Annotated in this window: 19 protein-coding genes; 12 read left to right on the top strand and 7 right to left on the bottom strand. The window is 64.2% G+C overall.

Going from position 1 to position 23,255, the window contains the following annotated elements; genetic code table 11:
• Positions 1-12: 12 nt before the first annotated feature.
• The 4 genes from frr to rpsB form a co-directional block, all read right to left on the bottom strand.
• The gene (gene frr, locus C163_RS05610) at positions 13-570 is read right to left on the bottom strand and encodes a ribosome recycling factor (protein ID WP_025337974.1); all 558 of its coding nucleotides are present in this window, start codon (positions 568-570) and stop codon (positions 13-15) included.
• Complete coding sequence (gene pyrH, locus C163_RS05605) at positions 567-1,310, bottom strand: UMP kinase (protein WP_003252294.1); 744 nt, start codon at positions 1,308-1,310, stop codon at positions 567-569. The genes frr and pyrH overlap by 4 nt, the downstream gene beginning before the upstream one ends.
• 180 nt (positions 1,311-1,490) lie before the next feature.
• A complete protein-coding gene (tsf, locus tag C163_RS05600; protein ID WP_013971250.1) occupies positions 1,491-2,354 on the bottom strand; it encodes a translation elongation factor Ts in 864 nt (287 codons plus the stop codon).
• 186 nt (positions 2,355-2,540) lie between these two features.
• On the bottom strand, positions 2,541-3,278 hold the full coding sequence (gene rpsB / locus C163_RS05595; protein WP_003252287.1) for a 30S ribosomal protein S2: 738 nt from the start codon (positions 3,276-3,278) through the stop codon (positions 2,541-2,543).
• A 346-nt stretch (positions 3,279-3,624) separates the two neighbouring features.
• Here rpsB and map point away from each other — a divergent pair, with 346 nt between their 5' ends.
• The 3 genes from map to dapC are packed head-to-tail and all read left to right on the top strand — an operon-like array spanning position 3,625 to position 8,376.
• Positions 3,625-4,407 carry a type I methionyl aminopeptidase gene (gene map, locus C163_RS05590; protein ID WP_025337973.1) on the top strand — a complete coding sequence of 261 codons (783 nt, stop codon included), beginning with the start codon at positions 3,625-3,627 and terminating at the stop codon, positions 4,405-4,407.
• A 42-nt stretch (positions 4,408-4,449) separates the two neighbouring features.
• Entirely contained in the window at positions 4,450-7,152 is a 2,703-nt protein-coding gene (locus C163_RS05585; protein ID WP_025337972.1) for a [protein-PII] uridylyltransferase, read from the top strand.
• Between the two features lie 30 nt (positions 7,153-7,182).
• The gene (gene dapC, locus C163_RS05580) at positions 7,183-8,376 is read left to right on the top strand and encodes a succinyldiaminopimelate transaminase (RefSeq protein WP_025337971.1); all 1,194 of its coding nucleotides are present in this window, start codon (positions 7,183-7,185) and stop codon (positions 8,374-8,376) included.
• A gap of 118 nt (positions 8,377-8,494) precedes the next feature.
• On the opposite strand, the gene C163_RS05575 is transcribed toward dapC, so the two are convergent.
• Positions 8,495-10,141, bottom strand: a complete 1,647-nt coding sequence (locus C163_RS05575; RefSeq protein WP_013971247.1) for a Na+/H+ antiporter — start codon at positions 10,139-10,141, stop codon at positions 8,495-8,497.
• 562 nt (positions 10,142-10,703) lie between these two features.
• Here C163_RS05575 and C163_RS05570 point away from each other — a divergent pair.
• The 4 genes from C163_RS05570 (at position 10,704) to C163_RS05555 (ending at position 13,850) form a co-directional block, all read left to right on the top strand.
• Positions 10,704-11,051, top strand: coding sequence for an ArsC family reductase (locus C163_RS05570; RefSeq protein WP_025337970.1), 348 nt, complete (start codon positions 10,704-10,706; stop codon positions 11,049-11,051).
• Positions 11,052-11,082: 31 nt separating this feature from the next.
• Positions 11,083-12,117, top strand: coding sequence for a 2,3,4,5-tetrahydropyridine-2,6-dicarboxylate N-succinyltransferase (gene dapD / locus C163_RS05565; RefSeq protein WP_025337969.1), 1,035 nt, complete (start codon positions 11,083-11,085; stop codon positions 12,115-12,117).
• A 120-nt stretch (positions 12,118-12,237) separates the two neighbouring features.
• Complete coding sequence (locus tag C163_RS05560) at positions 12,238-13,443, top strand: cysteine desulfurase (RefSeq protein WP_025337968.1); 1,206 nt, start codon at positions 12,238-12,240, stop codon at positions 13,441-13,443.
• Positions 13,440-13,850 carry a SufE family protein gene (locus tag C163_RS05555; protein ID WP_025337967.1) on the top strand — a complete coding sequence of 137 codons (411 nt, stop codon included), beginning with the start codon at positions 13,440-13,442 and terminating at the stop codon, positions 13,848-13,850. The genes C163_RS05560 and C163_RS05555 overlap by 4 nt, the downstream gene beginning before the upstream one ends.
• Before the next feature lie 212 nt (positions 13,851-14,062).
• Here C163_RS05555 and tcdA read toward each other — a convergent pair whose 3' ends face one another.
• Positions 14,063-14,872, bottom strand: coding sequence for a tRNA cyclic N6-threonylcarbamoyladenosine(37) synthase TcdA (gene tcdA, locus C163_RS05550; protein WP_167506581.1), 810 nt, complete (start codon positions 14,870-14,872; stop codon positions 14,063-14,065).
• Between the two features lie 119 nt (positions 14,873-14,991).
• On the opposite strand from tcdA, the gene C163_RS05545 reads away from it, so the two are divergent.
• The 4 genes from C163_RS05545 to C163_RS05530 all read left to right on the top strand — a co-directional run bounded on the left by C163_RS05545 (position 14,992) and on the right by C163_RS05530 (position 20,145).
• Positions 14,992-17,583 carry a glycosyltransferase gene (locus tag C163_RS05545; protein ID WP_025337965.1) on the top strand — a complete coding sequence of 864 codons (2,592 nt, stop codon included), beginning with the start codon at positions 14,992-14,994 and terminating at the stop codon, positions 17,581-17,583.
• Between the two features lie 200 nt (positions 17,584-17,783).
• Positions 17,784-18,935: a succinyl-diaminopimelate desuccinylase gene (gene dapE / locus C163_RS05540; RefSeq protein WP_025337964.1), complete on the top strand. Its 1,152-nt coding sequence runs from the start codon at positions 17,784-17,786 to the stop codon at positions 18,933-18,935.
• Positions 18,935-19,747 carry a putative RNA methyltransferase gene (locus C163_RS05535; protein ID WP_025337963.1) on the top strand — a complete coding sequence of 271 codons (813 nt, stop codon included), beginning with the start codon at positions 18,935-18,937 and terminating at the stop codon, positions 19,745-19,747. Before dapE ends, C163_RS05535 begins: the two co-directional genes overlap by 1 nt.
• 17 nt (positions 19,748-19,764) lie before the next feature.
• Entirely contained in the window at positions 19,765-20,145 is a 381-nt protein-coding gene (locus C163_RS05530; protein ID WP_025337962.1) for a hypothetical protein, read from the top strand.
• A gap of 153 nt (positions 20,146-20,298) precedes the next feature.
• Here C163_RS05530 and C163_RS05525 read toward each other — a convergent pair whose 3' ends face one another.
• Positions 20,299-20,508, bottom strand: coding sequence for a cold-shock protein (locus tag C163_RS05525; RefSeq protein ID WP_003252255.1), 210 nt, complete (start codon positions 20,506-20,508; stop codon positions 20,299-20,301).
• Positions 20,509-20,739: 231 nt separating this feature from the next.
• Here C163_RS05525 and plsB point away from each other — a divergent pair, with 231 nt between their 5' ends.
• Positions 20,740-23,226, top strand: coding sequence for a glycerol-3-phosphate 1-O-acyltransferase PlsB (plsB, locus tag C163_RS05520; protein WP_025337961.1), 2,487 nt, complete (start codon positions 20,740-20,742; stop codon positions 23,224-23,226).
• Positions 23,227-23,255 lie beyond the last annotated feature (29 nt).

Raw genomic sequence — 23,255 nt, 5'->3', positions numbered from 1 at the left:
AAAACCCCGGCCTTAGACGGCCATCAGGTCCTTTTCCTTGGCTTTGAAGGCGGCATCGACTTCGGCAACGTACTTGTCGGTCAGTTTCTGGATTTCGTCAGCGGCACGACGCTCTTCGTCTTCGCTGATTTCCTTGTCCTTGGTCAGCTTCTTCAGGTCGGCCAGGGCGTCACGGCGCACGTTGCGCACGGCTACCTTGGCATCCTCGGCAACGCCGCTGGCCTGCTTGGTGTAGCCCTTGCGGGTTTCCTCGGTCAGGGCCGGCATCGGCACACGGATGGTGGTGCCGGCGCTGGACGGGTTCAGGCCCAGGTCGGAGGTGAGGATGGCCTTCTCGATGGCGGCGCTGAGGTTCTTGTCGTGGGCGACGATCTTCAGGGTGCGGGCATCTTCGACGGTGATCGCGGCCACCTGGTTCAGCGGCATCTCGCTACCCCAGGCCGGGACCTTGACGCTGTCCAGGATGCTCGGGTGGGCGCGACCGGTGCGGATTGCCGCCAGGTTGCGGGCCAGGGCCTCGAGGGACTTGGTCATGCGCTCCTGCGCGTCTTTCTTGATGTCGTTGATCATGCTTGGCCTTCCTCGATCAGAGTACCTTCAGCGCCACCCACCACGATGTTCAGCAGGGCGCCAGGCTTGTTCATGTTGAATACCCGCAATGGCATCTTGTGGTCACGGCACAGGCAGATTGCGGTCAGGTCCATCACACCCAGCTTGCGATCCAGGACCTCGTCGTAGGTCAGGTGATCGAACTTCTCGGCATGCGGGTCCTTGAATGGATCGGCAGTGTACACACCATCGACCTTGGTCGCCTTCAGCACCACGTCGGCATCGATTTCGATGGCGCGCAGGCAGGCTGCGGAGTCGGTGGTGAAGAACGGGTTGCCGGTACCGGCGGAGAAAATTACCACATCCCCGGAGTTGAGGTGGCGAATAGCTTTGCGACGATCGTAATGATCGGTGACACCGACCATGGAAATGGCCGACATGACCAGGGCCGGGATGTTCGAGCGCTCCAGCGCGTCGCGCATGGCCAGGCCGTTCATCACGGTGGCCAGCATGCCCATGTGGTCACCGGTGACGCGGTCCATGCCGGCTGCGCTGAGCGCGGCGCCGCGGAACAGGTTGCCACCACCGATCACCAGGCCGACCTGGACACCGATCCCTACCAGCTGGCCAACTTCGAGGGCCATGCGATCCAGCACTTTCGGGTCGATCCCGAAGTCTTCCGAGCCCATCAGGGCCTCGCCGCTAAGTTTGAGCAAAATGCGTTTATAGCGAGGTTGGCGACCACTCACCTGCTGAGCCATTGCGAGTCTCTCCTGCGGCGTACTTTTAGAAAATTCGTGCGGGCTGTTTGCAGCCTGCTAACTGTAGCGTGGCACCGTTTTGGTGCCAGCGGCGGCAGGTTTTATAAACCCTTCGCCGTTTTGACAAAGAGGCTGCGCGCGTGAGCGGGCAGCCTCTTCGGGGCGACAGACGGGGCTGTCTTACTGCTTGGCAGCAGCTACCTGAGCGGCAACTTCAGCAGCGAAGTCGTCGACTGGCTTCTCGATGCCTTCGCCTACTTTGAAGTAGGTGAAGGAAACGATTTCAGCACCGGCTTTCTTGGCCAGCTCGCCAACCTTGACTTCCGGGTTCATGACGAAGGCTTGCTCGACCAGCGAGGCTTCGGCCAGGAACTTCGAGATACGACCTTTGATCATGTTCTCGACGATGTTTTCCGGCTTGCCGGCGATCTTGTCAGCGTTCAGCTGCAGGAAGACGCCCTTCTCGCGCTCGATGGCTTCGGCCGATACTTCCGACGGCAGCAGGAACTCAGGGTTCGAAGCTGCAACGTGCATGGCGATGTTCTTGGCCAGATCGACGTCGCCGCCTTTCAGGACAACGGCAGCGCCGATCTTGTTGCCGTGCAGGTAGGCACCGACAACGTCACCTTCAACGCGCACCAGGCGACGGATGTTGACGTTCTCGCCGCACTTGGCAACCAGGGCTTCACGAGCAGCTTCACGCGAGGCGATCAGCGGAGCAGCGTCGGTCAGCTTCTGGGCGAAGGCTTCTTCGATGCTGTCGGCAACGAAGTTCTTGAAGTCGTCTTGCAGGGCCAGGAAGTCGGTCTGCGAGTTCACTTCCAGCAGGACGGCGGATTTACCGTCGGTCTTGACGGCGATAGCGCCTTCAGCAGCGACGTTGCCAGCCTTTTTGGCGGCCTTGATGGCGCCCGAGGCACGCATGTCGTCAATGGCTTTTTCGATGTCGCCGCCGGCCTTTTCCAGGGCCTTCTTGCAATCCATCATGCCTTCGCCGGTACGCTCGCGCAGTTCTTTGACCAGCGCTGCAGTAATTGCTGCCATTTCAAAATCCTCTTGGAAAGTTTTTCAACCATTCCACCCGTTCGTCACGGGCGTTCAATTCTGCAAATCCGCTGTGTTTATCTCAGCGAGCCCATGATGCGGGGCCGATGCTGACAGCAGGATTTCAAGGTGGCAAAAAGGGGGCAGAGCCCCCTTTTTGCGTGCCAAGTCGACGCTAGCGTCTAATTACTCGGCAGCAGGTGCAGCCGCTTCTTCAGCGTAAACTTCGGTGCCGCCGGCAACGTTGTTACGGCCGCGGATGACTGCGTCAGCCATCGAAGTCATGTACAGCTCGATAGCGCGGATGGCGTCATCGTTACCTGGGATGATGTAGTCAACACCTTCCGGGCTGCTGTTGGTATCGACAACGCCGATAACCGGGATGCCCAGCTTGTTGGCTTCGGTGATCGCGATGCGCTCGTGATCAACGTCAATAACGAACAGAGCGTCTGGCAGACCGCCCATGTCCTTGATGCCGCCCAGGCTGCGATCCAGTTTTTCCAGGTCGCGGGAGCGCATCAGGGCTTCTTTCTTGGTCAGCTTGGCGAAAGTGCCGTCTTCGGCCTGGGTTTCCAGGTCGCGCAGACGCTTGATCGAAGCGCGGATGGTCTTGTAGTTGGTCAGCATGCCGCCCAACCAACGGTGGTCAACGTACGGCGAACCGCAACGAGCAGCTTGCTCGGCGACGATCTTGCCGGCGGAACGCTTGGTGCCGACGAACAGGATCTTGTTCTTGCCCTGGGCCAGGCGCTCTACGAACGACAGAGCGTCGTTGAACATTGGCAGGGTTTTTTCCAGGTTGACGATATGGATCTTGTTACGCGCGCCGAAAATGTACTTGCCCATTTTCGGGTTCCAGTAACGGGTCTGGTGGCCGAAGTGCACACCGGCCTTCAGCATATCGCGCATGTTGACTTGGGACATGATAGTTCCTTGATAAGTCGGGTTGGGCCTCCACGTATCCCAATGACCAACCCGCGAATTCTGCAACTCGGGGCACCCAGGTCATCGTGTCGACACGTGTGTGGGTTAAGTGCTGACGGGGTCGTCCCCGAAAGCGGCGCATTTTATACCACAGACCGCGGCCGAACGGAACCCGGATACTGTTGCGTCCGTCAGCGGTTTTTGCAGCACCCCGGCTTTCCCGCCAGAATGCCAGCTGTAGACAGCAGCATGGCCGCCTTTATCCCGACCGATCGGCGCCCTGCTCTGCTAGAATCCGGCCTTTCCCGTTTGTTCGCGCCGCATGCGGCGCTGTAGAGAGCCTGTAATGACCGTCACCATCAAGACCGCAGAAGACATCGAGAAGATGCGCATCGCTGGCCGCCTGGCCGCAGACGTGCTGGAAATGATCGAGGAACACGTCAAGCCCGGTGTCACCACCGAAGAGCTGGACCGCCTGTGCCACGACTACATCGTCAACGTCCAGCAGGCCATCCCGGCACCGCTCAACTACAAGGGCTACCCGAAGTCGATCTGCACCTCGATCAACCATGTGGTCTGCCACGGCATCCCCAACGACAAGCCGCTCAAGGACGGTGACACGCTGAACATCGACGTCACCGTGATCAAGGACGGCTACCACGGCGACACCAGCCGCATGTTCCACGTCGGCACCGTGCCGGTATGGGCCGAGCGCCTGTCCAAGGTCACCCAGGAGTGCATGTACAAGGCCATCGAACTGGTCAAGCCGGGCTGCCGCCTGGGCGACATCGGCGAAGTGATCCAGAAGCACGCTGAAAAGAACGGCTTCTCGGTGGTGCGCGAGTTCTGCGGCCATGGCATCGGCAAGGTGTTCCACGAAGAGCCGCAGATCCTGCACTACGGCCGCGCCGGCACCGGCATGGAGCTGAAGGAAGGCATGACCTTCACCATCGAGCCGATGATCAACCAGGGCAAGGCCGACACCAAGGTGCTGGGCGACGGCTGGACCGCCATCACCAAGGACCGCAAGCTCTCGGCCCAGTGGGAACACACCCTGGTGGTGACCGCGACCGGCTACGAGATCTTCACCCTGCGCAAGGACGACACCATCCCGCGCACCTCGGCCTGACCGCACTCCCACAGGCCACCCCCACGACAGGAACGTGACGCGATGCCCCAGGTGGACCCCGAGCTGTTCGACCGCGGCCAGTTCCAGGCGGAACTGGCCCTCAAGGCGAGCCCCATCGCCGCCTTCAAGAAAGCCATCCGCCAGGCCGGCGAGGTGCTTGACAAGCGTTTCCGCAGTGGCAGCGAAATCCGCCCACTGATCGAGGCCCGTGCCTGGCTCGTCGACAACATCCTGCAACAGGCCTGGAACCAGTTCGACTGGGGCGACCAGAGCGGCATCGCCTTGGTCGCGGTGGGTGGCTACGGGCGCGGCGAGCTGCACCCGCATTCGGACATCGACCTGCTGATCCTGCTGGATGCTGCCGAACACGAGCAGTATCGCGATGCCATCGAGCGGTTTCTCACCCTGCTGTGGGACATCGGCCTGGAAGTGGGCCAGAGCGTGCGCACCGTCGACGAGTGCGCCGAGCAGGCCCGTGCCGACCTGACGGTCATCACCAACCTGATGGAAAGCCGCACCGTTGCCGGCCCCGAGGCCCTGCGCCAGCGCATGCTGGAGGTGACTAGCACTGCGCACATGTGGCCGAGCAAGGACTTCTTCCTGGCCAAGCGGGCCGAACTCAAGGCCCGCCACCACAAGTACAACGACACCGAGTACAACCTCGAACCCAATGTGAAAGGTTCGCCCGGCGGCCTGCGCGACATCCAGACAGTGCTGTGGGTGGCCCGCCGCCAGTACGGCACCCTCAACCTGCACGCATTGGCCGGCGAAGGTTTCCTGCTGGAAAGCGAGAACGAACTGCTGGCCTCGTCCCAGGACTTCCTGTGGAGGGTGCGCTACGCCTTGCACATGCTGGCCGGGCGCGCCGAGGACCGCCTGCTGTTCGACCACCAGCGCAGCATCGCCGCGCTGCTGGGCTACAGCGACGACAACCCCAAGCGGGCGATCGAGCAGTTCATGCAGCAGTACTACCGGGTGGTGATGAGCATCAGCCAGCTGTGCGACCTGATTATCCAGCACTTCGAGGAGGTCATCCTCGCCGATGACGACAGCGGCACCACCCAGCCGCTGAACGCGCGCTTCCGCCTGCATGACGGCTACATAGAAGCGGCCAGGCCGAACGTGTTCAAGCGCACGCCGTTCGCCATGCTGGAAATCTTCGTGCTGATGGCCCAGCACCCCGAGATCAAGGGCGTACGCGCCGATACCGTGCGGCTGCTGCGCGAGCACCGGCACCTGATCGACGATACCTTCCGCACCGATATCCGCAACACCAGCCTGTTCATCGAGCTGTTCAAGTGCGAAATCGGCATCCACCGCAACCTGCGGCGGATGAACCGCTACGGCATCCTCGGCCGCTACCTGCCGGAGTTCGGCCTGATCGTCGGGCAGATGCAGCACGACCTGTTCCACATCTATACGGTCGATGCGCACACCCTCAACCTCATCAAGCACCTGCGCAAGTTGCAATACACGCCGGTGTCCGAGAAATTCCCGCTGGCCAGCAAGCTCATGGGCCGCCTGCCCAAGCCCGAGCTGATCTACCTGGCCGGCCTGTACCACGACATCGGCAAGGGCCGCCAGGGCGACCATTCCGAGCTGGGCGCCGTGGATGCGCAGAAGTTCTGCGAGCGCCACCAGTTGCCGGCCTGGGACAGCCGGCTGATTGTCTGGCTGGTGCAGAACCACCTGGTGATGTCGACCACCGCCCAGCGCAAGGACCTGTCCGACCCTCAGGTGATCAACGATTTTGCCCTGCACGTGGGCGACGAGACGCGCCTGGACTACCTGTACGTGCTGACCGTGGCCGATATCAACGCCACCAACCCCAGCCTGTGGAACTCGTGGCGCGCCAGCCTGCTGCGCCAGCTGTACACCGAGACCAAGCGCGCCCTGCGCCGTGGCCTGGAAAACCCGCTGGACCGCGAGGAGCAGATTCGCCAGACCCAATCGGCGGCGCTGGATATCCTGGTGCGCGAAGGCACCGACCCGGACGACGTCGAGCAGCTGTGGTCGCAGCTGGGCGATGACTACTTCCTCAAGCACACCGCTGCCGACGTGGCGTGGCACAGTGACGCGATCCTCCAGCAGCCGGCCGATGGCGGGCCGCTGGTGCTGATCAAGGAAACCACCCAGCGCGAGTTCGAGGGTGGCACGCAGATCTTCATCTATGCCCCCGACCAGCACGACTTCTTCGCCGTGACGGTGGCGGCCATGTCGCAGCTGAACCTGAACATTCATGACGCGCGGATCATCACCTCGAGCAGCCAGTTCACCCTCGACACCTACATCGTGCTGGACAACGACGGCGGCTCGATCGGCGACAACCCGCAGCGGGTCAAGCAGATTCGCGACGGTCTGACCGAAGCGCTGCGTAACCCCGAGGACTACCCGACCATCATCCAGCGCCGGGTACCGCGCCAGCTCAAGCACTTCGACTTCCCGCCACAGGTGACCATCCTCAACGATGCCCAGCGGCCGGTGACCATCCTCGAAATCACCGCGCCCGACCGCCCAGGCCTGCTGGCCCGGCTGGGGCGAATCTTTCTGGAGTTCGACCTGTCGCTGCAGAACGCCAAGATCGCCACCCTTGGCGAGCGGGTGGAAGACGTGTTCTTCATCACCGATGCCGACAACCAGCCGCTGTCCGACCCACAGCTGTGCAGCCGACTGCAGGAGGCCATCGTCCAGCAGCTGCAGGCCGGCCAGGCCAGCGATGCCAGCCCCACCCGCGTGACCTTTTAACGACTAGACGATTGACGAGACCTTGCGCCGATGAACCATGCCTTGACCCAGCTTCAGCCCTACCCGTTCGAGAAACTCCGCGCCCTGCTGGGCAGCGTTGCACCTGCGGCGGACAAGCGCGCCATCGCCCTGTCGATCGGTGAGCCGAAGCACGAATCGCCGGCGTTCGTCGCCCAGGCCATGGCCGACAACCTCGACAAGCTGGCGGTGTACCCGAGCACCATCGGCCTGCCCGCCCTGCGCCAGGCCATCGGCCAGTGGTGCGAGCGGCGCTTCGGCATACCGGCCGGCTGGCTGGATGCCGACCGCCACATCCTGCCGGTCAACGGTACCCGTGAAGCGCTGTTCGCCTTCACCCAGGCCGTGGTCAACCGCGCCGATGACGGCCTGGTGGTCAGCCCCAACCCGTTCTACCAGATCTACGAAGGCGCAGCGCTGCTGGCCGGTGCCACCCCGCACTACCTGCCGTGCCTGGAAAGCAACGGTTTCAACCCCGACTTCGACGCCGTGCCGGCTGAAGTGTGGAAGCGTTGCCAGATCCTGTTCCTGTGCTCGCCGGGCAACCCCACCGGCGCACTGGTGCCGATGGACACCCTGAAGAAGCTGATTGCCCTGGCCGACGAGCACGACTTCGTGATTGCCGCCGACGAGTGCTACAGCGAGCTGTACTTCGACGAGGATGCCCCGCCACCAGGCCTGCTGACCGCCTGTGCGGAACTGGGCCGCAGCGACTTCAAGCGCTGCGTGGTATTCCACAGCCTGTCCAAGCGCTCCAACCTGCCGGGCCTGCGCTCGGGCTTCGTCGCCGGTGACGCCGAGATCATCAAGCCGTTCCTGCTGTACCGTACCTACCACGGCTGCGCCATGCCGGTACAAACCCAGCTGGCCAGCATCGCTGCCTGGCAGGACGAGGCGCATGTGCGCGAGAACCGCGACCAGTATCGCGCCAAGTACGATGCCGTGCTGGATATCCTGCAGCCGGTGCTGGACGTGCAGCGCCCGGATGGCAGCTTCTACCTGTGGGCCAAGGTGCCCGGTGACGATGCCGAGTTCACTCGCGACCTGTTCGAGGCCCAGCATGTGACGGTGGTGCCGGGGTCGTACCTGTCGCGCGAAGTGGATGGCGTGAACCCCGGCGCCGGGCGTGTGCGCATGGCACTGGTTGCACCGCTGGCCGAGTGCATCGAGGCGGCGGAGCGGATTCGCGAGTTCCTGACCCGCTAATTGGATTGGGGGCGCTTTGCGCCCCTTTCGCGACACAAGGCCGCTCCTACAGGGGAATGCATATTCCTGTAGGAGCGGCCTTGTGTCGCGAAAGGGGCGCAAAGCGGCCCCCTGCGGTCTACCTGACTGACCCTAGGTTCGCTTCACTCATATCCAGCTCACCCAGCACCTGCCGCACCACTTCATCCCCCACCAGATGCTGGCGATGCAGCTCATACAGCTCCAGCCGCTGCGCCCGCAGCGCCCGCAAGCGCAAACGCCGCTCCAGCAGGTCCATCTGCTCGGCCAGCGCCTTGGCTTCGGCACTGTCGTTGTAGCTGTCCAGCTCATCGCGGTATTCCGCCATCAAGCGCGCCTTCAACTCGGTCGCCAGGGTCGCCTGCGCGGCATCCTGCGGCGCATTGCTGTCGATCACTTCCTCTGCCTCCAGTGCATGGATCGCCGCCTCGGCCGTGCGTCGCCAGGCCTCCTGCACCTCCTGGTGCAAGCGCTCGTCCGGGCTCTTGGTCACACCGCGCAGCAACAGCGGCAACGCGATACAGGCACTGATCAACGACAGCAGGATCACCCCGGCCGCAATGAAGATCAGCAGGTCACGCTCCGGGAAGGCCTTGCCTGCTCCCATCAGCAACGGAATCGACATCACGCCGGCCAGGGTGACCGCACCGCGAACACCACCCAGGGTCAGCAACCAGCAGGAGCGCGCCGTGGGCATCAGCACCAGCGCCGGCTTGCCGCGCCAGCGGCGTACCACACCGATAGAGCGCCAGATGCTCTGGACCCAGATGAACCGCAGCAAGATCAGCGCCACAAAGATCGCCACCACGTCCAGGCAGCGCCAGGCCAGGGTCGGCCAGACGGTGGGTTCATGGCTGACCACGGCCTTGATGATGTCCGGTAACTGCAGGCCCAGCAGCAGGAAGATCAGGCCGTTGAAAGCGAACTCCAGCAGCGACCACACGCTGCGGTTGAGCAGGCGCGTGCTGGTCTGCCGTGGCAGCAGGTCGAGCCAGCTCTGCATCATGCCGGCCGCTACCGCCGAAAGGATGCCCGACACGCCCAGGCGCTCGGCCAGCACGTAGGCAGCGAACGGCAGCAGCAACATGAACACCACGTGGGTGGCCGGGTCGTCCCAGCCGCGAGCGATCATCCAGGCACGCAGGCGGCCGATCAGCCAGCTGAGGGCCACGCCCACCGCCAGGCCGCCCAGGGCGACCAGTACGAAGCTGAAGCTTGCGTCGGTCAGCGAGAAAACCCCGGTGATCGCCGCCGCCAGGGCGAACTTGAAGGTCACCAGGCCCGAGGCATCGTTCATCAGGGCCTCGCCCTGGAGCATGTGCATCAGCGGGGTGGGCAGGCGGTCCTGGGTAATGGCCGAAACCGCCACGGCGTCGGTTGGCGACAACACTGCGGCCAGGGCGAAGGCCACGGGCAGCGGGATGCTCGGCAGCAGCCAGTGAATGAAGTAACCGGCCCCGACCACGGTAAACAGCACCAGACCCACGGCCAGCGCCACCACCGGCCCACGAATGCGCCACAACTCGCGCTTGGGAATGCGCCAGCCGTCGGCGAACAGCAACGGCGGCAGGAACAGGAACAGGAACAGCTCGGGGTCCAGTGCCACATGCAGGCCCAGTGTCGGCCACGCAAGCAAGGCGCCGGCGGCGATCTGTACCAGCGGCAAGGGCAGCGGAATCATGCGGCCGACCAGCTTCGACACGCTGACCAGCGTCAGCAGGATGAGGACGGTGTAGGCGGACTGCATCCGGGAAAGCTTCCTTTGTGAACCAGAAACGACAACAGGGCGAAACATCGCCATTGAAACAATATGTTAGCGGCGATGGGGGATTCGGGGCCGCTGCACGATAGTCGCAGGTGGCGGTTGAATATGTAACATGATGATACTGCGGTTTGTCGGTGGCGCAGGCTCGACCCCTTATCGCCCGGCAGATGCATGCCTGAGTCTTGCAGTGCCTGTGAGATCGAGCGCCGCCCGCGCGGCGCTTCGCAGCACAAGGCTGCTCCTACATCTGTTTCGGGCCAATTTTTCCTGTGAGTTTTGTGCGCGAACGCTTTGGCGCATGGCTCGATATCGCGTTGTACGAACAAGGCGGTCGCGTGCACTGGCACAGGCGTTACTGGCCCGAAACAGATGTAGGAGCAGCCTTGTGCTGCGATGCGCCGCGCGGGCGGCGCTCGGTCTCCGACACACTGCAAGACCCAAGACATGCACACCCGTGGCGCTCACAGGATCGTTCCCGCATAATCCCGCGACTGAAATCGGAAAACGGAGAGATTGGGGCAGCCTGTGATCCCCAATGCACACAATGACCTACACGCTCTACGGCATTAAAGCCTGTGACACCATGAAAAAGGCACGTACCTGGCTCGAAGACCAGGCCATCGCCTACGAATTCCACGACTACAAGGCCCAAGGCATCGACCGTGACAGCCTGAACCGCTGGTGCGACGAACACGGCTGGGAAGTCATCCTCAACCGTGCCGGCACCACCTTCCGCAAGCTGGACGACGCCAGCAAGGCCGACCTCGACCAGGCCAAGGCCGTCGAGCTGATGCTGGCCCAGCCGTCGATGATCAAGCGCCCGGTGCTCGACCTTGGCGCGCGCACCCTGGTCGGCTTCAAGCCCGACCTGTACGCCGCTGCCCTGGCCTGAGCCCCTACCCTATTTCGCACGAGGTAATCACATGTCCAATACCCTGTTCAGCCTGGCCTTCGGTGTCGGCTCCCAGAACCGCCAGGGCGCCTGGCTGGAAGTGTTCTACGCACAACCGCTGCTCAACCCGAGCGCCGAACTGGTCGCTGCAGTAGCCCCTGTTCTCGGTTACCAAGGTGGCAACCAGGCCATCGCCTTCAGCAACGCCCAGGCCGCGCAACTGGCCGAAGCCGTGAAAGGCGTGGATGCCGCCCAGGCCGCCCTGCTGACCCGCCTGGCCGAAAGCCACAAGCCGCTGGTCGCCACCCTGCTGGCCGAAGACGCCGCACTGACCTCGACCCCAGAGGCCTACCTCAAGCTGCACCTGCTGTCGCACCGCCTGGTCAAGCCGCACGGCGTGAGCCTGGCCGGCATCTTCCCGCTGCTGCCGAACGTGGCCTGGACCAACCAGGGCGCGGTCGACCTGGCCGAACTCGCCGAACTGCAACTGGAAGCGCGCCTGAAGGGCGAGCTGCTGGAAGTGTTCTCGGTGGACAAGTTCCCGAAAATGACCGACTACGTGGTCCCGGCCGGCGTGCGTATCGCCGACACCGCCCGCGTGCGCCTGGGCGCCTACATCGGCGAAGGCACCACCATCATGCACGAAGGCTTCGTCAACTTTAACGCTGGCACCGAAGGCCCGGGCATGATCGAAGGCCGCGTTTCCGCTGGCGTATTCGTCGGCAAGGGCTCGGACCTGGGCGGCGGCTGCTCGACCATGGGCACCCTGTCCGGTGGCGGCAACATCGTCATCAAGGTTGGCGAAGGCTGCCTGATCGGCGCCAACGCCGGTATCGGCATTCCGCTGGGCGACCGCAACACCGTCGAAGCCGGCCTGTACATCACCGCCGGTACCAAGGTGAACCTGCTGGACGAGAACAACCAGCTGGTCAAGGTGGTCAAGGCCCGCGACCTGGCCGGCCAGACCGACCTGCTGTTCCGCCGCAACTCGCTGAACGGCGCGGTGGAGTGCAAGACCCACAAGTCGGCCATCGAGCTGAACGAGGCGCTGCACGCGCACAACTGAGAACCCTTCAACCGCTGCCGGAGCGAGCTTGCTCGCGAACAGCGGATTCTCAGCGTTTGAAATGTTAAGATCGGGTCTGGCACCACGCCAGACCCGATTTTCATTCCAGGCCCCGCGACCATGTTTCAGCCCTCCCCCTGGCGTGCCGATTTTCCCGCCATCGCCGCCCTGCAACGGCAGCACCAGACCTACCTGGACAACGCCGCCACCACCCAGAAGCCGCAAGCCCTGCTCGATGCCCTGAGCCATTACTACGGCCATGGCGCAGCCAACGTGCACCGTGCCCAGCACTTGCCCGGCGCACTGGCGACCCAGGCCTTCGAAACCAGCCGCGACAAGGTTGCCGCCTGGCTCAATGCGGCAGACTCGCGGCAGATCATCTTCACCCACGGCGCCACTTCGGCGCTGAACCTGCTGGCCTATGGCCTGGAGCACCGCTTCGAGGCCGGTGACGAAATTGCCGTCAGTGCCCTGGAGCACCATGCCAACCTGCTGCCCTGGCAACAGCTGGCGCGCCGGCGCAACCTGCGCCTGGTGGTGCTGCCGCTGGATGCCCATGGCCGCATCGACCTGGACCAGGCGCTGCAACTGATCGGCCCGCGCACCCGGGTGCTGGCGGTGAGTCAGCTGTCCAACGTACTGGGTACCTGGCAGCCGTTGCCGGCGCTGCTGGCCCATGCCCGCTCCCAAGGCGCGCTGACCGTGGTCGACGGTGCCCAGGGCGTGGTGCATGGCCGCCATGATGTGCAGCAGCTTGGCTGCGACTTCTATGTGTTCTCCAGCCACAAGCTGTACGGCCCGGAAGGCGTCGGTGTGCTGTACGGCCGCAGCCAGGCGCTGGAACTGCTGCGCCACTGGCAGTTCGGTGGCGAGATGGTGCAACTGGCCGAATACTACAGCGCCAGCTTCCGCCCGGCACCGCTGGGGTTCGAGGCAGGCACGCCGCCGATCGCCGGGGTGATCGGCCTGGGTGCAACCCTGGACTACCTGGCCAGCCTCGATGCCCAGGCGCTCGAAGCCCATGAAACCAGCCTGCACCAGTACCTGCTGCGCGGCCTGGCGGACCGCGATGGCGTGCGCATCCTGGGCACGCCACAGGCGGCCCTTGCCAGTTTTGTCATCGACGGCGTGCATAACGCCGACATCGCCCACCTGCTGACCGAGCAAGGCATTGCCGTGCGTGCCGGGCACCACTGCGCCATGCCGCTGCTGCAGGGCCTGGGCCTGGAGGGCGCAATCCGCGTGTCATTGGGGCTGTATAACGACAGCGATGACTTGCAGCGTTTCTTCGCGGCGCTGGATCAAGGCCTGGAGCTGTTGCGATGACCCTGCCGGATCAGGCGCGCCAGGCGCTGGAAGCCTTCGAGCAGGGCAAGGGCTGGGAACAGCGTGCGCGGCTGCTGATGCAGTGGGGCGACCGGCTGGAACCGCTGGCTGACACTGAAAAGACCGAGGCCAACCGGGTGCATGGCTGCGAAAGCCTGGTATGGCTGGTGGCCGACCAGGTCGAAGGCTTGTGGCGGTTCAAGGCCAGCAGTGATGCACGCCTGTTGCGTGGGCTGCTGGCGTTGTTGCTGGTGCGGGTGCAGGGATTGGCCAGTGAAGAGCTCGCCGGGCTCGATCTGCGTGAGTGGTTCACTCAGCTGGGCCTGGAGCGCCAGCTTTCGCCGTCGCGCAGCAATGGCCTGCATGCGGTGTTGCAGCGGATGGCGGAGCTGGCGTCCAACCGTTGAATCGGTGCTGGCCTCTTCGCAGGCTCGCCCGCTCCCACAGTTATCGCGTGGCGTTTTGGCTGGCGCTTTACCTGTAGGAGCGGCCTTGTGTCGCGAAAGGGCCGCAAAGCGGCCCCGTCAATCTCTGTGGTGAAACTGGGAACCTGGGGCCGCTACGCGCCCCTTTCGCGACACAAGGCCGCTCCTACAAGGACCGAGTGGGCCAGAAGCAGTTATTCAGGCTTGACCCGCTCCGAAGGTCGCCGCGCCCCCGCTACCAGTTTTTCCACCGCCTTGCTCGCCGCCACCATGCCAAAGGTCGCGGTCACCATCATCACCGCGCCAAAGCCTCCCGCGCAGTCCAACCGCACGCCCTCACCCACGAAGCTTTTCTGCAGGCAAACGCTGCCATCGCCCTTGGGGTAGCGCAGCTGTTCGCTGGAGAACACGCATGGCACGCCATAGTTGCGGCTGACATTGCGGGAGAAGTTGTAGTCGCGACGCAGGGTGGAACGCACCCGCGAGGCCAGCGGGTCGTTGAAGGTCTTGTTCAGGTCGGCGATCTGGATCTGTGTCGGGTCGATCTGCCCACCGGCGCCCCCCGTGGTGACGATGGCGATCTTGCGCCGCCGGCACCAGGCAATCAGCGCCGCCTTGGCCATGACGCTGTCGATGCAGTCGATCACACAGTCTAGGTTCTCGGTAATGTACTCGACCATGGTGTCGCGGGTGACGAAGTCGGCCACTGCATGCACCGTGCACGCCGGGTTGATCGCCCGCAGGCGCTCGGCCATGACCTCGACCTTGGGCCGCCCCACCTGCCCATCCAGGGCATGGGCCTGGCGGTTGGTGTTGCTGACGCACACATCGTCGAGGTCGAACAGGGTGATCTCGCCCACGCCACTGCGGGCCAGCGCTTCCGCCGCCCACGAGCCTACCCCGCCAATACCGACCACGGCCACATGGGCCTGGCCCAGACGGTGCAACCCCTGGTCGCCATACAGCCGGGCAACGCCGGCGAAGCGTGGATCTTCTGTGCTCATGTTCATACCCCAAAAAACCGGCGCGCATTATATGCCAGCGGGCCCATGGCCTGCATCGTTAGGAAAGAGACTACCAACCCTGCTTTAATGTCCTATCACTTCGACACATATGGACGACAATGTCTTCACGTAAATTCGGCCTGAACCTGGTCGTGGTCCTGGCCATCGCCGCGTTGTTCACCGGGTTCTGGGCACTGATCAACCGCCCGGTCTCCGCCCCCGCCTGGCCAGAACAGATCTCTGGTTTCTCGTATTCACCGTTCCGTCTGGGCGAAAGCCCGCAGAAGGGCCAGTACCCCAGTGACGACGAGATGCGCCAGGACCTGGAGCAGTTGAGCAAACTGACCGACAGCATCCGGATCTACACCGTGGAGGGCACCCAGGCGGATATCCCGCGCCTGGCCGAGGAATTCGGCCTGCGGGTGACGCTGGGCATCTGGATCAGCCCGGACCTGGAGCGCAACGAACGCGAAATCGCCACAGCCATCCAGCTGGCCAACACCTCGCGCAGCGTGGTGCGGGTTGTGGTCGGCAACGAGGCACTGTTCCGCGAAGAAGTCACCCCGGAAAACCTGATCAAGTACCTGGACCGGGTACGCGCAGCGGTCAAGGTGCCGGTGACCACCAGTGAGCAGTGGCACATCTGGAAGGAAAACCCGCAGCTGGCCAAGCACGTCGACCTGATTGCCGCGCACATCCTGCCGTACTGGGAGTTCGTGCCGATGACGGATTCGGTCGAGTTCGTGCTCGACCGCGCCCGCGAACTGAAGCACCAGTTCCCGCGCAAACCCCTGCTGCTGTCGGAAGTCGGCTGGCCGAGCAACGGCCGCATGCGCGGCGGCGCCGATGCCACCCAGGCCGACCAGGCCATCTACCTGCGTACCCTGGTCAACACCCTCAACCGCCGTGGTTACAATTACTTCGTCATCGAGGCCTACGACCAGCCGTGGAAGGCCAGCGACGAAGGCTCGGTGGGCGCCTACTGGGGCGTGTACAACGCCGAACGCCAGCAAAAATTCAACTTTGACGGCCCGGTGGTGGCGATCCCGCAATGGCGCGCCCTGGCGGTTGCCTCGGTGGTGCTGGCGATGATTGCCCTGATGGTGCTGTTCATCGACGGTTCGGCCCTGCGCCAGCGCGGCCGCACCTTCCTGACCTTCATCACCTTCCTGTGCGGGTCGGTGCTGGTATGGATCGCCTACGACTACAGCCAGCAATACAGCACCTGGTTCAGCCTGACCGTGGGCGTGCTGCTGGCCCTCGGCGCGCTGGGCGTGTTCATCGTGCTGCTGACCGAGGCCCACGAACTGGCCGAGGCGGTATGGATACACAAGCGCCGGCGCGAATTCCTGCCGGTGCAGGCCGACAGCGCCTACCGGCCCAAGGTATCGGTGCATGTGCCGTGCTACAACGAGCCGCCGGAGATGGTCAAACAGACCCTCGATGCCCTGGCCGCGCTGGACTACCCCGACTACGAAGTGCTGGTGATCGACAACAACACCAAGGACCCGGCCGTGTGGGAGCCGCTCAAGGCCCATTGCGAGAAGCTCGGCGAGCGCTTCAGGTTCTTCCACGTCGCGCCCCTGGCCGGTTTCAAGGGCGGCGCACTGAACTACCTGATCCCGCACACCGCCAAGGACGCCGAAGTGATCGCGGTGATCGACTCGGACTACTGCGTCGACCGCAACTGGCTCAAGCACATGGTGCCGCACTTCGCCGACCCGAAGATTGCCGTGGTGCAGTCGCCGCAGGACTACCGAGACCAGCACGAAAGCGCCTTCAAGAAGCTGTGCTACAGCGAGTACAAGGGCTTCTTCCACATCGGCATGGTCACCCGCAACGACCGTGACGCGATCATCCAGCACGGCACCATGACCATGACCCGGCGCAGCGTGCTGGAAGAGCTGGGCTGGGCCGAGTGGTGCATCTGCGAGGACGCCGAACTGGGCTTGCGGGTATTCGAGAAGGGCCTATCGGCCGCCTATGCCCACAACAGCTACGGCAAAGGCCTGATGCCCGACACCTTCATCGACTTCAAGAAGCAACGCTTCCGCTGGGCCTATGGCGCCATCCAGATCATCAAGCACCACGCCAGCGCCCTGCTGCGCGGCAAGGGCAGCGAGCTGACCCGCGGCCAGCGCTACCACTTCCTGGCCGGCTGGCTGCCATGGATCGCCGATGGCATGAACATCTTCTTCACCATCGGCGCGCTGCTGTGGTCGGCGGCGATGATCATCGTGCCGCACCGGGTCGACCCGCCGCTGATGATCTTTGCCATTCCGCCGCTGGCACTGTTCTTCTTCAAGGTCGGCAAGATCATCTTCCTCTACCGCCGCGCGGTAGGGGTGAACCTGAAGGATGCCTTTGCTGCGGCGCTGGCCGGGCTGGCGCTGTCGCATACCATTGCCAAGGCGGTGTTGTACGGGTTCTTCACCAGCAGCATGCCGTTCTTCCGCACACCGAAGAACGCCGACAGCCACGGCCTGCTGGTGGCGATTTCCGAGGCGCGGGAAGAACTGTTCATAATGTTGCTGCTGTGGGGCGCAGCGCTGGGCATCTACCTGGTACAGGGGCTGCCGAGCTCGGACATGCGCTTCTGGGTGGCGATGTTGCTGGTGCAGTCGTTGCCTTATGTGGCGGCGCTGGTGATGGCGTTCCTGTCTTCGCTGCCCAAGCCTGGGGAAAAGGCCATCGAGGCGCAGCAGGCTTGAGAATGCCGGGGGCGCTTTGCGCCCCTATCGCGACACAAGGCCGCTCCTACAGGGGATCGCATCCCGTCAGATATGGCGAGATCGCCTGTAGGAGCGGCCTTGTGTCGCGATGGGCCGCAAAGCGGCCCCATTGGCCTGACGGTTTGATATAAGATAACGCCCCTCAGATTTCCCCGCCTTGCCTTGCCCCGGAGTCCCCCATGACGGCCCCTGCCGAGCTCTCGCCTACCCTTCAACTGGCCTGCGACCTGATCCGCCGCCCCTCGGTCACCCCCGTCGACGCCGACTGCCAGGCGCAGATGATGAACCGCCTGGGCGCCGTGGGCTTCCAGCTCGAGCCGATGCGCTTCGAGGACGTCGACAATTTCTGGGCCACCCACGGCAGCCAGGATGGCCCGGTGCTGTGCTTTGCCGGCCACACCGACGTGGTACCGACCGGCCCGGTGCAGCAATGGCAGCATGAGCCGTTCGAAGCGCTGATCGACGCCGACGGCATGCTCTGCGGCCGTGGCGCCGCCGACATGAAAGGCAGCCTGGCCTCCATGGTGATTGCCAGCGAGCGCTTCGTGCAGGACTACCCGGACCACCGCGGCAAGGTCGCGTTCCTGATCACCAGCGACGAGGAAGGCCCGGCCCACCATGGCACCAAGGCCGTGGTCGAGCGCCTGAAAGCACGCAACGAGCGCCTGGACTGGTGCATCGTCGGCGAACCCTCCAGCACCACCCTGCTGGGTGACGTGGTCAAGAACGGCCGCCGTGGCTCGCTGGGCGCCAAGCTGACCGTGCGCGGCAAGCAGGGCCATGTGGCCTACCCGCACCTCGCGCGCAACCCAATCCACCTGGCCGCACCGGCCTTGGCTGAACTGGTGGCCGAGCACTGGGATGAAGGCAATGCGTTCTTCCCGCCGACCAGCTTCCAGATCTCCAATCTCAACTCCGGCACCGGCGCCACCAACGTGGTCCCGGGCGAGCTGACCGCACTGTTCAACTTCCGCTTCTCCACCGAGTCCACCGTCGAAGGCCTGCAGGCGCGGGTGTCGGCGATCCTCGACAAGCATGAACTGGACTGGTCGATCGACTGGGCGCTGTCGGGTCTGCCGTTCCTCACCGAACCGGGCGAACTGCTGGACGCCGTCTCGGCCAGCATCAAAGGCGTCACCGGCCGCGACACCCAGCCGTCCACCAGCGGTGGTACTTCCGATGGCCGCTTCATCGCCACCATGGGCACCCAGGTGGTCGAGCTCGGCCCGGTCAACGCCACCATCCACCAGGTGGATGAACGGATCCTGGCCAGCGACCTCGACCTGCTGACCGAAATCTATTACCAGACCCTGGTCCGGTTGCTCGCCTGATGCTCGCCTGCCCTCTTTGCCAGGCACCGCTGAGCCGGCTCGACAACGGTGTGGTGTGCCCGGCCGGCCACCGCTTCGACCGCGCCCGCCAGGGTTACCTGAACCTGCTGCCGGTGCAGCACAAGAACAGCCGCGACCCGGGTGACAACCAGGCCATGGTCGAAGCCCGCCGCGATTTCCTCGACGCCGGCCACTACGCGCCGGTGGCGCGCCGCCTGGCCGAACTGGCCGCCGAGCGCCAGCCCGGTGCCTGGCTGGACATCGGCTGTGGCGAGGGTTACTACACCGCGCAGATCGCCCAGGCCCTGCCGGCTGCCGACGGCTACGCCCTGGACATCTCCCGTGAGGCGGTCAAGCGTGCCTGCCGCCGCGCGCCCGAGGTTACCTGGATGGTCGCCAGCATGGCCCGCGTGCCGCTGGCCGACGCCAGCTGCCAGTTCATCGCCAGCGTGTTCAGCCCGCTGGACTGGGCCGAGGCCAAGCGCCTGCTCAGCCCCGGCGGCGGCCTGATGCGGGTCGGCCCCACCAGCGGCCACCTGATGGAGCTGCGCGAAGTGCTCTACGATGAAGTACGCCCTTACGCCGACGACAAACACCTGGCCCTGGTCCCCGAAGGCATGGCCCATGCCCACAGCGAAACCCTGGAGTTCCGCCTGAGCCTGGCCGCGCCCAAGGCCCGCGCCGACCTGCTGGCCATGACCCCGCACGGCTGGCGCGCCAGTGCCGAAAAGCGTGCCCGGGTGATCGACCAGCCCGAGCCGTTCGAGGTCACGGTTTCCATGCGTTATGACTATTTCGTGCGCCAAGACTGAGCACACCCGGAGCCCTTATGCGCCAACCTGATATCGAGATCTACCTGAAGGACGCCGACGTCGACCACAAGCAGATTGCCGACTGGCTCGCCCAGGCAATCGGCCCATGCAGCGAATGGAAGCAGAAAGGCCATACCTTCAAATGCCAGGCCGGTAACATTCCGGTCACCTGGTTACCCAAGGCTGTAGGGAAATGGAACAGCCTGTACCTGGAAAGCGACCAGACGCCGTGGGCCGATGACGTTGCCTGCGCCCGCGCCGCATTTGCCGCACTGGGTGTGGAAGTGCGCTGCGCGCCAGGTGGCTGGGTGGAGGAGGATGGGGAAGAAGATGCCGACCGCTGGGTCCGCATCAGCGCCGACGGTGAAGAGGAAATCACCTGGCGCACCGGAGGTTGATTCCTGTAGGAGCGGCCTTGTGTCGCGAAGGGCCGCAAAGCGGCCCCCTGACAATGGCGGCACGGCACCTGTTGTCGGGGCCGCTACGCAGCCCTTTCGCGACACAAGGCCGCTCCTACACAGGCCGCGTCAGCCGGCCACTACAGCAAAGGCTCAGAGGCCTACCACGTCCTCGGCTTGCAGGCCTTTCTGGCCCTGCACGCAGGCGTATTCCACCCGCTGTCCTTCGACCAGGGTACGATGCCCCTCACCGCGGATCGCCCGATAGTGGACGAATACATCCGCACCACCTTCGCGCTGAATGAAGCCATAACCCTTGGCATCGTTGAACCACTTTACATTCCCAGTCTCACGAGACGACATCTGAACTACTCCGGATTTTTATTGTGAAGATCGCCTTGCAGACACAGAGTCCCTCCCTGTGTCGACGCCGCTTGCGCAAATATCTTGCAAGTGGCAGGCCGAGTATATGACACAGAACAAAAAAATTTGATGACCGTCGCGCCGTTCGGCGATTTTTGCTGAACTTGCACGGATACGGCAGACTAATTGGCTGGATACCCACCTGAAAATCACACCCAGGGCACACACCCCATGACCCGTTCCCCCCTGCGCCGCCTGATCTTCGGCGCCCTGCGTCGCCTGTTGTACCTGTGGGTGCGCTCCGAGACCATCAACCAGTCCTCCCTCACCCTCAAGCTCGACCGCAGCCGCCCGGTGTTCTATGCCCTGCCCTCGCCCGCGCTCACCGACCTGGCCGTGCTCGACCATGAATGCACCAAGGCAGGCCTGCCGCGCCCGGTGCTGCCGGTGGCGGTTGGCCCGCTGCAGGAGCCGGCGGCGTTCTTCTACCTGACCCCGGACCCGGACTGGCTCGGCCGCCATGACAAGCGCGGCGCCCCGCCTACCCTGGAGCGCCTGGTCGCCGCCGTCAGCCAGCACGCCGAAGAGGATGCGCAGATCATTCCGGTCAGTGTGTTCTGGGGCCAGACCCCGGCGAGTGAATCCAGCCCGTGGAAGTTGCTGTTCGCCGACAGCTGGGCGGTTACCGGGCGCCTGCGCCGGCTGCTGACCGTGCTGATCCTCGGGCGCAAGACCCGGGTGCAGTTCTCCGCGCCCATCCACCTGCGCGAACTGGTACAGCACAACAAGGGCCACGAGCGCACCGTGCGCATGGCCCAGCGCCTGATGCGCGTGCACTTTCGCAACCTCAAGACCGCCGTCATCGGCCCGGACATCTCGCACCGGCGCAACCTGGTCAAGGGCCTGATCCACGCGCCCCAGGTGCGCCAGGCCATCGTCGATGAGGCGCAGCGCGAAAACCTGCCGCAGGCCAAGGCCGAAGCCCTGGCTCTGCGCTATGGCAACGAGATCGCCTCGGACTACACCTACACCGCCATCCGCTTCCTCGAAGTGGTGCTGAGCTGGTTCTGGAACAAGATCTACGACGGCATCAAGGTCAACCACATCGAGCAGGTGCAAGGCATCGCCCCCGGCCACGAAGTGATCTATGTGCCGTGCCACCGCAGCCATATCGACTACCTGCTGCTGTCGTACCTGCTGTTCCGCAACGGCCTGACACCACCGCACGTGGCCGCGGGCATCAACCTCAACATGCCGCTGGTGGGTAACCTGCTGCGCCGTGGCGGTGCCTTCTTCATGCGCCGCACGTTCAAGGGCAACCCGCTGTACACCGCGGTGTTCAACGAGTACCTGCACACCCTGTACAGCAAGGGCTTCCCGGTCGAGTACTTCGTCGAAGGCGGCCGCTCGCGCACCGGGCGCATGCTGCAGCCGCGCACCGGGATGCTGGCCATCACCCTGCGCAGCTTCCTGCGTTCGTCGCGCACGCCGATCGTGTTCGTGCCGGTGTACATCGGCTACGAGCGCGTGCTCGAAGGCCGCACCTACCTGGGCGAGCTGCGCGGTGCCAGCAAGAAGAAAGAGTCGATCTTCGATATCTTCAAGGTGTTCGGCGCCCTCAAGCAGCGCTTTGGCCAGGTATACGTGAACTTCGGCGAGCCGATCCGCCTGGCCGGCTTCCTCGACCAGCAACAGCCCGGCTGGCGTGAACAGGACCACGGCCCGCAGTACCGCCCGGCCTGGCTCAACGCCACCACCACCCGCCTGGGCGAAACCGTGGCCCGCCACCTCAACGAGGCGGCCGCGATCAACCCGGTCAACCTGGTAGCCCTGGCGCTGCTGTCCACCAGCCGCCTGGCCCTGGACGAGCGCGCCCTGACCCGCGTGCTCGACCTGTACCTGGCCTTGCTGCGCCAGGTGCCCTACTCGCCGCACACCACCCTGCCCGACGGCGACGGCCAGGCGCTGATCGAACACGTGCGCGGGATGAACCTGGTGGCCGAGCAGAAGGACGCCATGGGCCGCATCCTGTATCTGGATGAAGGCAACGCGGTACTCATGACCTATTACCGCAACAACGTGCTGCACATCTTCGCCCTGCCGGCGCTGCTGGCCAGCTTCTTCCTCAGCAGTTCGCGCATGAGCCGCGAACTGCTGGGCCAGTATGTGCACGCGCTGTACCCCTACCTGCAGGCCGAACTGTTCCTGCGCTGGACGCCGGAGCAACTGGATGCGGTGATCGACCAGTGGCTGACCGCACTGGTCGAGCAAGGGCTGCTGCGCCAGGACAACGACACCTATATTCGCCCGGCGCCCAGCTCGCGGCAGTTCGTGTTGCTGACCCTGCTCGCCCGCACCATCACCCAGACCCTGCAGCGTTTCTACATGGCCACCTCGCTGCTGCTGAACAGCGGCCAGAACAGCCTCAGCGCCGAAGAACTGGAAGACCTGTGCGTGATGATGGCCCAGCGCCTGTCGATCCTGCACGGCCTGAACGCCCCGGAGTTCTTCGACAAGACCCTGTTCCGCCACTTCATCCAGACCCTGATCGAGCAAGGCGTGCTGCATGCAGATGCCCAGGGCAAGCTGGGTTATCACGACAAGCTCGGCGAGCTGGCCGAAGGCGTGGCCAAGCGCGTGCTGTCGGCGGAACTGCGCCTGTCGATCCGCCAGGTGGCATTACACCGAGATGAGCCTGCGGAGGTTATGCAAAGGTAGTTTTTCAGGCTGCTCTCGGCCCTTGGGAG

Origin of the sequence: Pseudomonas sp. FGI182 (assembly GCF_000511325.1) — a bacterium.
Taxonomy (GTDB): domain Bacteria; phylum Pseudomonadota; class Gammaproteobacteria; order Pseudomonadales; family Pseudomonadaceae; genus Aquipseudomonas; species Aquipseudomonas putida_Z.
Note: the sequence above shows the minus strand (reverse complement) of the source record. Positions and strands in the feature narration are given on the sequence as shown.

Excerpts from the sequence above, each read along its gene's own strand:
- C163_RS05535 (WP_025337963.1), top strand. The coding sequence starts at position 18,935 with ATGCTCGCCTGCCCTCTTTGCCAGGCACCGCTGAGCCGGCTCGACAAC.
- dapD (WP_025337969.1), top strand. The coding sequence starts at position 11,083 with ATGTCCAATACCCTGTTCAGCCTGGCCTTCGGTGTCGGCTCCCAGAAC.
- tcdA (WP_167506581.1), bottom strand. The coding sequence starts at position 14,872 with ATGAGCACAGAAGATCCACGCTTCGCCGGCGTTGCCCGGCTGTATGGC.
- pyrH (WP_003252294.1), bottom strand. The coding sequence starts at position 1,310 with ATGGCTCAGCAGGTGAGTGGTCGCCAACCTCGCTATAAACGCATTTTG.
- dapC (WP_025337971.1), top strand. The coding sequence starts at position 7,183 with ATGAACCATGCCTTGACCCAGCTTCAGCCCTACCCGTTCGAGAAACTC.
- C163_RS05555 (WP_025337967.1), top strand. The coding sequence starts at position 13,440 with ATGACCCTGCCGGATCAGGCGCGCCAGGCGCTGGAAGCCTTCGAGCAG.
- tsf (WP_013971250.1), bottom strand. The coding sequence starts at position 2,354 with ATGGCAGCAATTACTGCAGCGCTGGTCAAAGAACTGCGCGAGCGTACC.
- C163_RS05525 (WP_003252255.1), bottom strand. The coding sequence starts at position 20,508 with ATGTCGTCTCGTGAGACTGGGAATGTAAAGTGGTTCAACGATGCCAAG.
- C163_RS05560 (WP_025337968.1), top strand. The coding sequence starts at position 12,238 with ATGTTTCAGCCCTCCCCCTGGCGTGCCGATTTTCCCGCCATCGCCGCC.
- plsB (WP_025337961.1), top strand. The coding sequence starts at position 20,740 with ATGACCCGTTCCCCCCTGCGCCGCCTGATCTTCGGCGCCCTGCGTCGC.
- frr (WP_025337974.1), bottom strand. The coding sequence starts at position 570 with ATGATCAACGACATCAAGAAAGACGCGCAGGAGCGCATGACCAAGTCC.
- C163_RS05575 (WP_013971247.1), bottom strand. The coding sequence starts at position 10,141 with ATGCAGTCCGCCTACACCGTCCTCATCCTGCTGACGCTGGTCAGCGTG.
- C163_RS05530 (WP_025337962.1), top strand. The coding sequence starts at position 19,765 with ATGCGCCAACCTGATATCGAGATCTACCTGAAGGACGCCGACGTCGAC.
- rpsB (WP_003252287.1), bottom strand. The coding sequence starts at position 3,278 with ATGTCCCAAGTCAACATGCGCGATATGCTGAAGGCCGGTGTGCACTTC.
- C163_RS05570 (WP_025337970.1), top strand. The coding sequence starts at position 10,704 with ATGACCTACACGCTCTACGGCATTAAAGCCTGTGACACCATGAAAAAG.
- map (WP_025337973.1), top strand. The coding sequence starts at position 3,625 with ATGACCGTCACCATCAAGACCGCAGAAGACATCGAGAAGATGCGCATC.
- C163_RS05545 (WP_025337965.1), top strand. The coding sequence starts at position 14,992 with ATGTCTTCACGTAAATTCGGCCTGAACCTGGTCGTGGTCCTGGCCATC.
- C163_RS05585 (WP_025337972.1), top strand. The coding sequence starts at position 4,450 with ATGCCCCAGGTGGACCCCGAGCTGTTCGACCGCGGCCAGTTCCAGGCG.
- dapE (WP_025337964.1), top strand. The coding sequence starts at position 17,784 with ATGACGGCCCCTGCCGAGCTCTCGCCTACCCTTCAACTGGCCTGCGAC.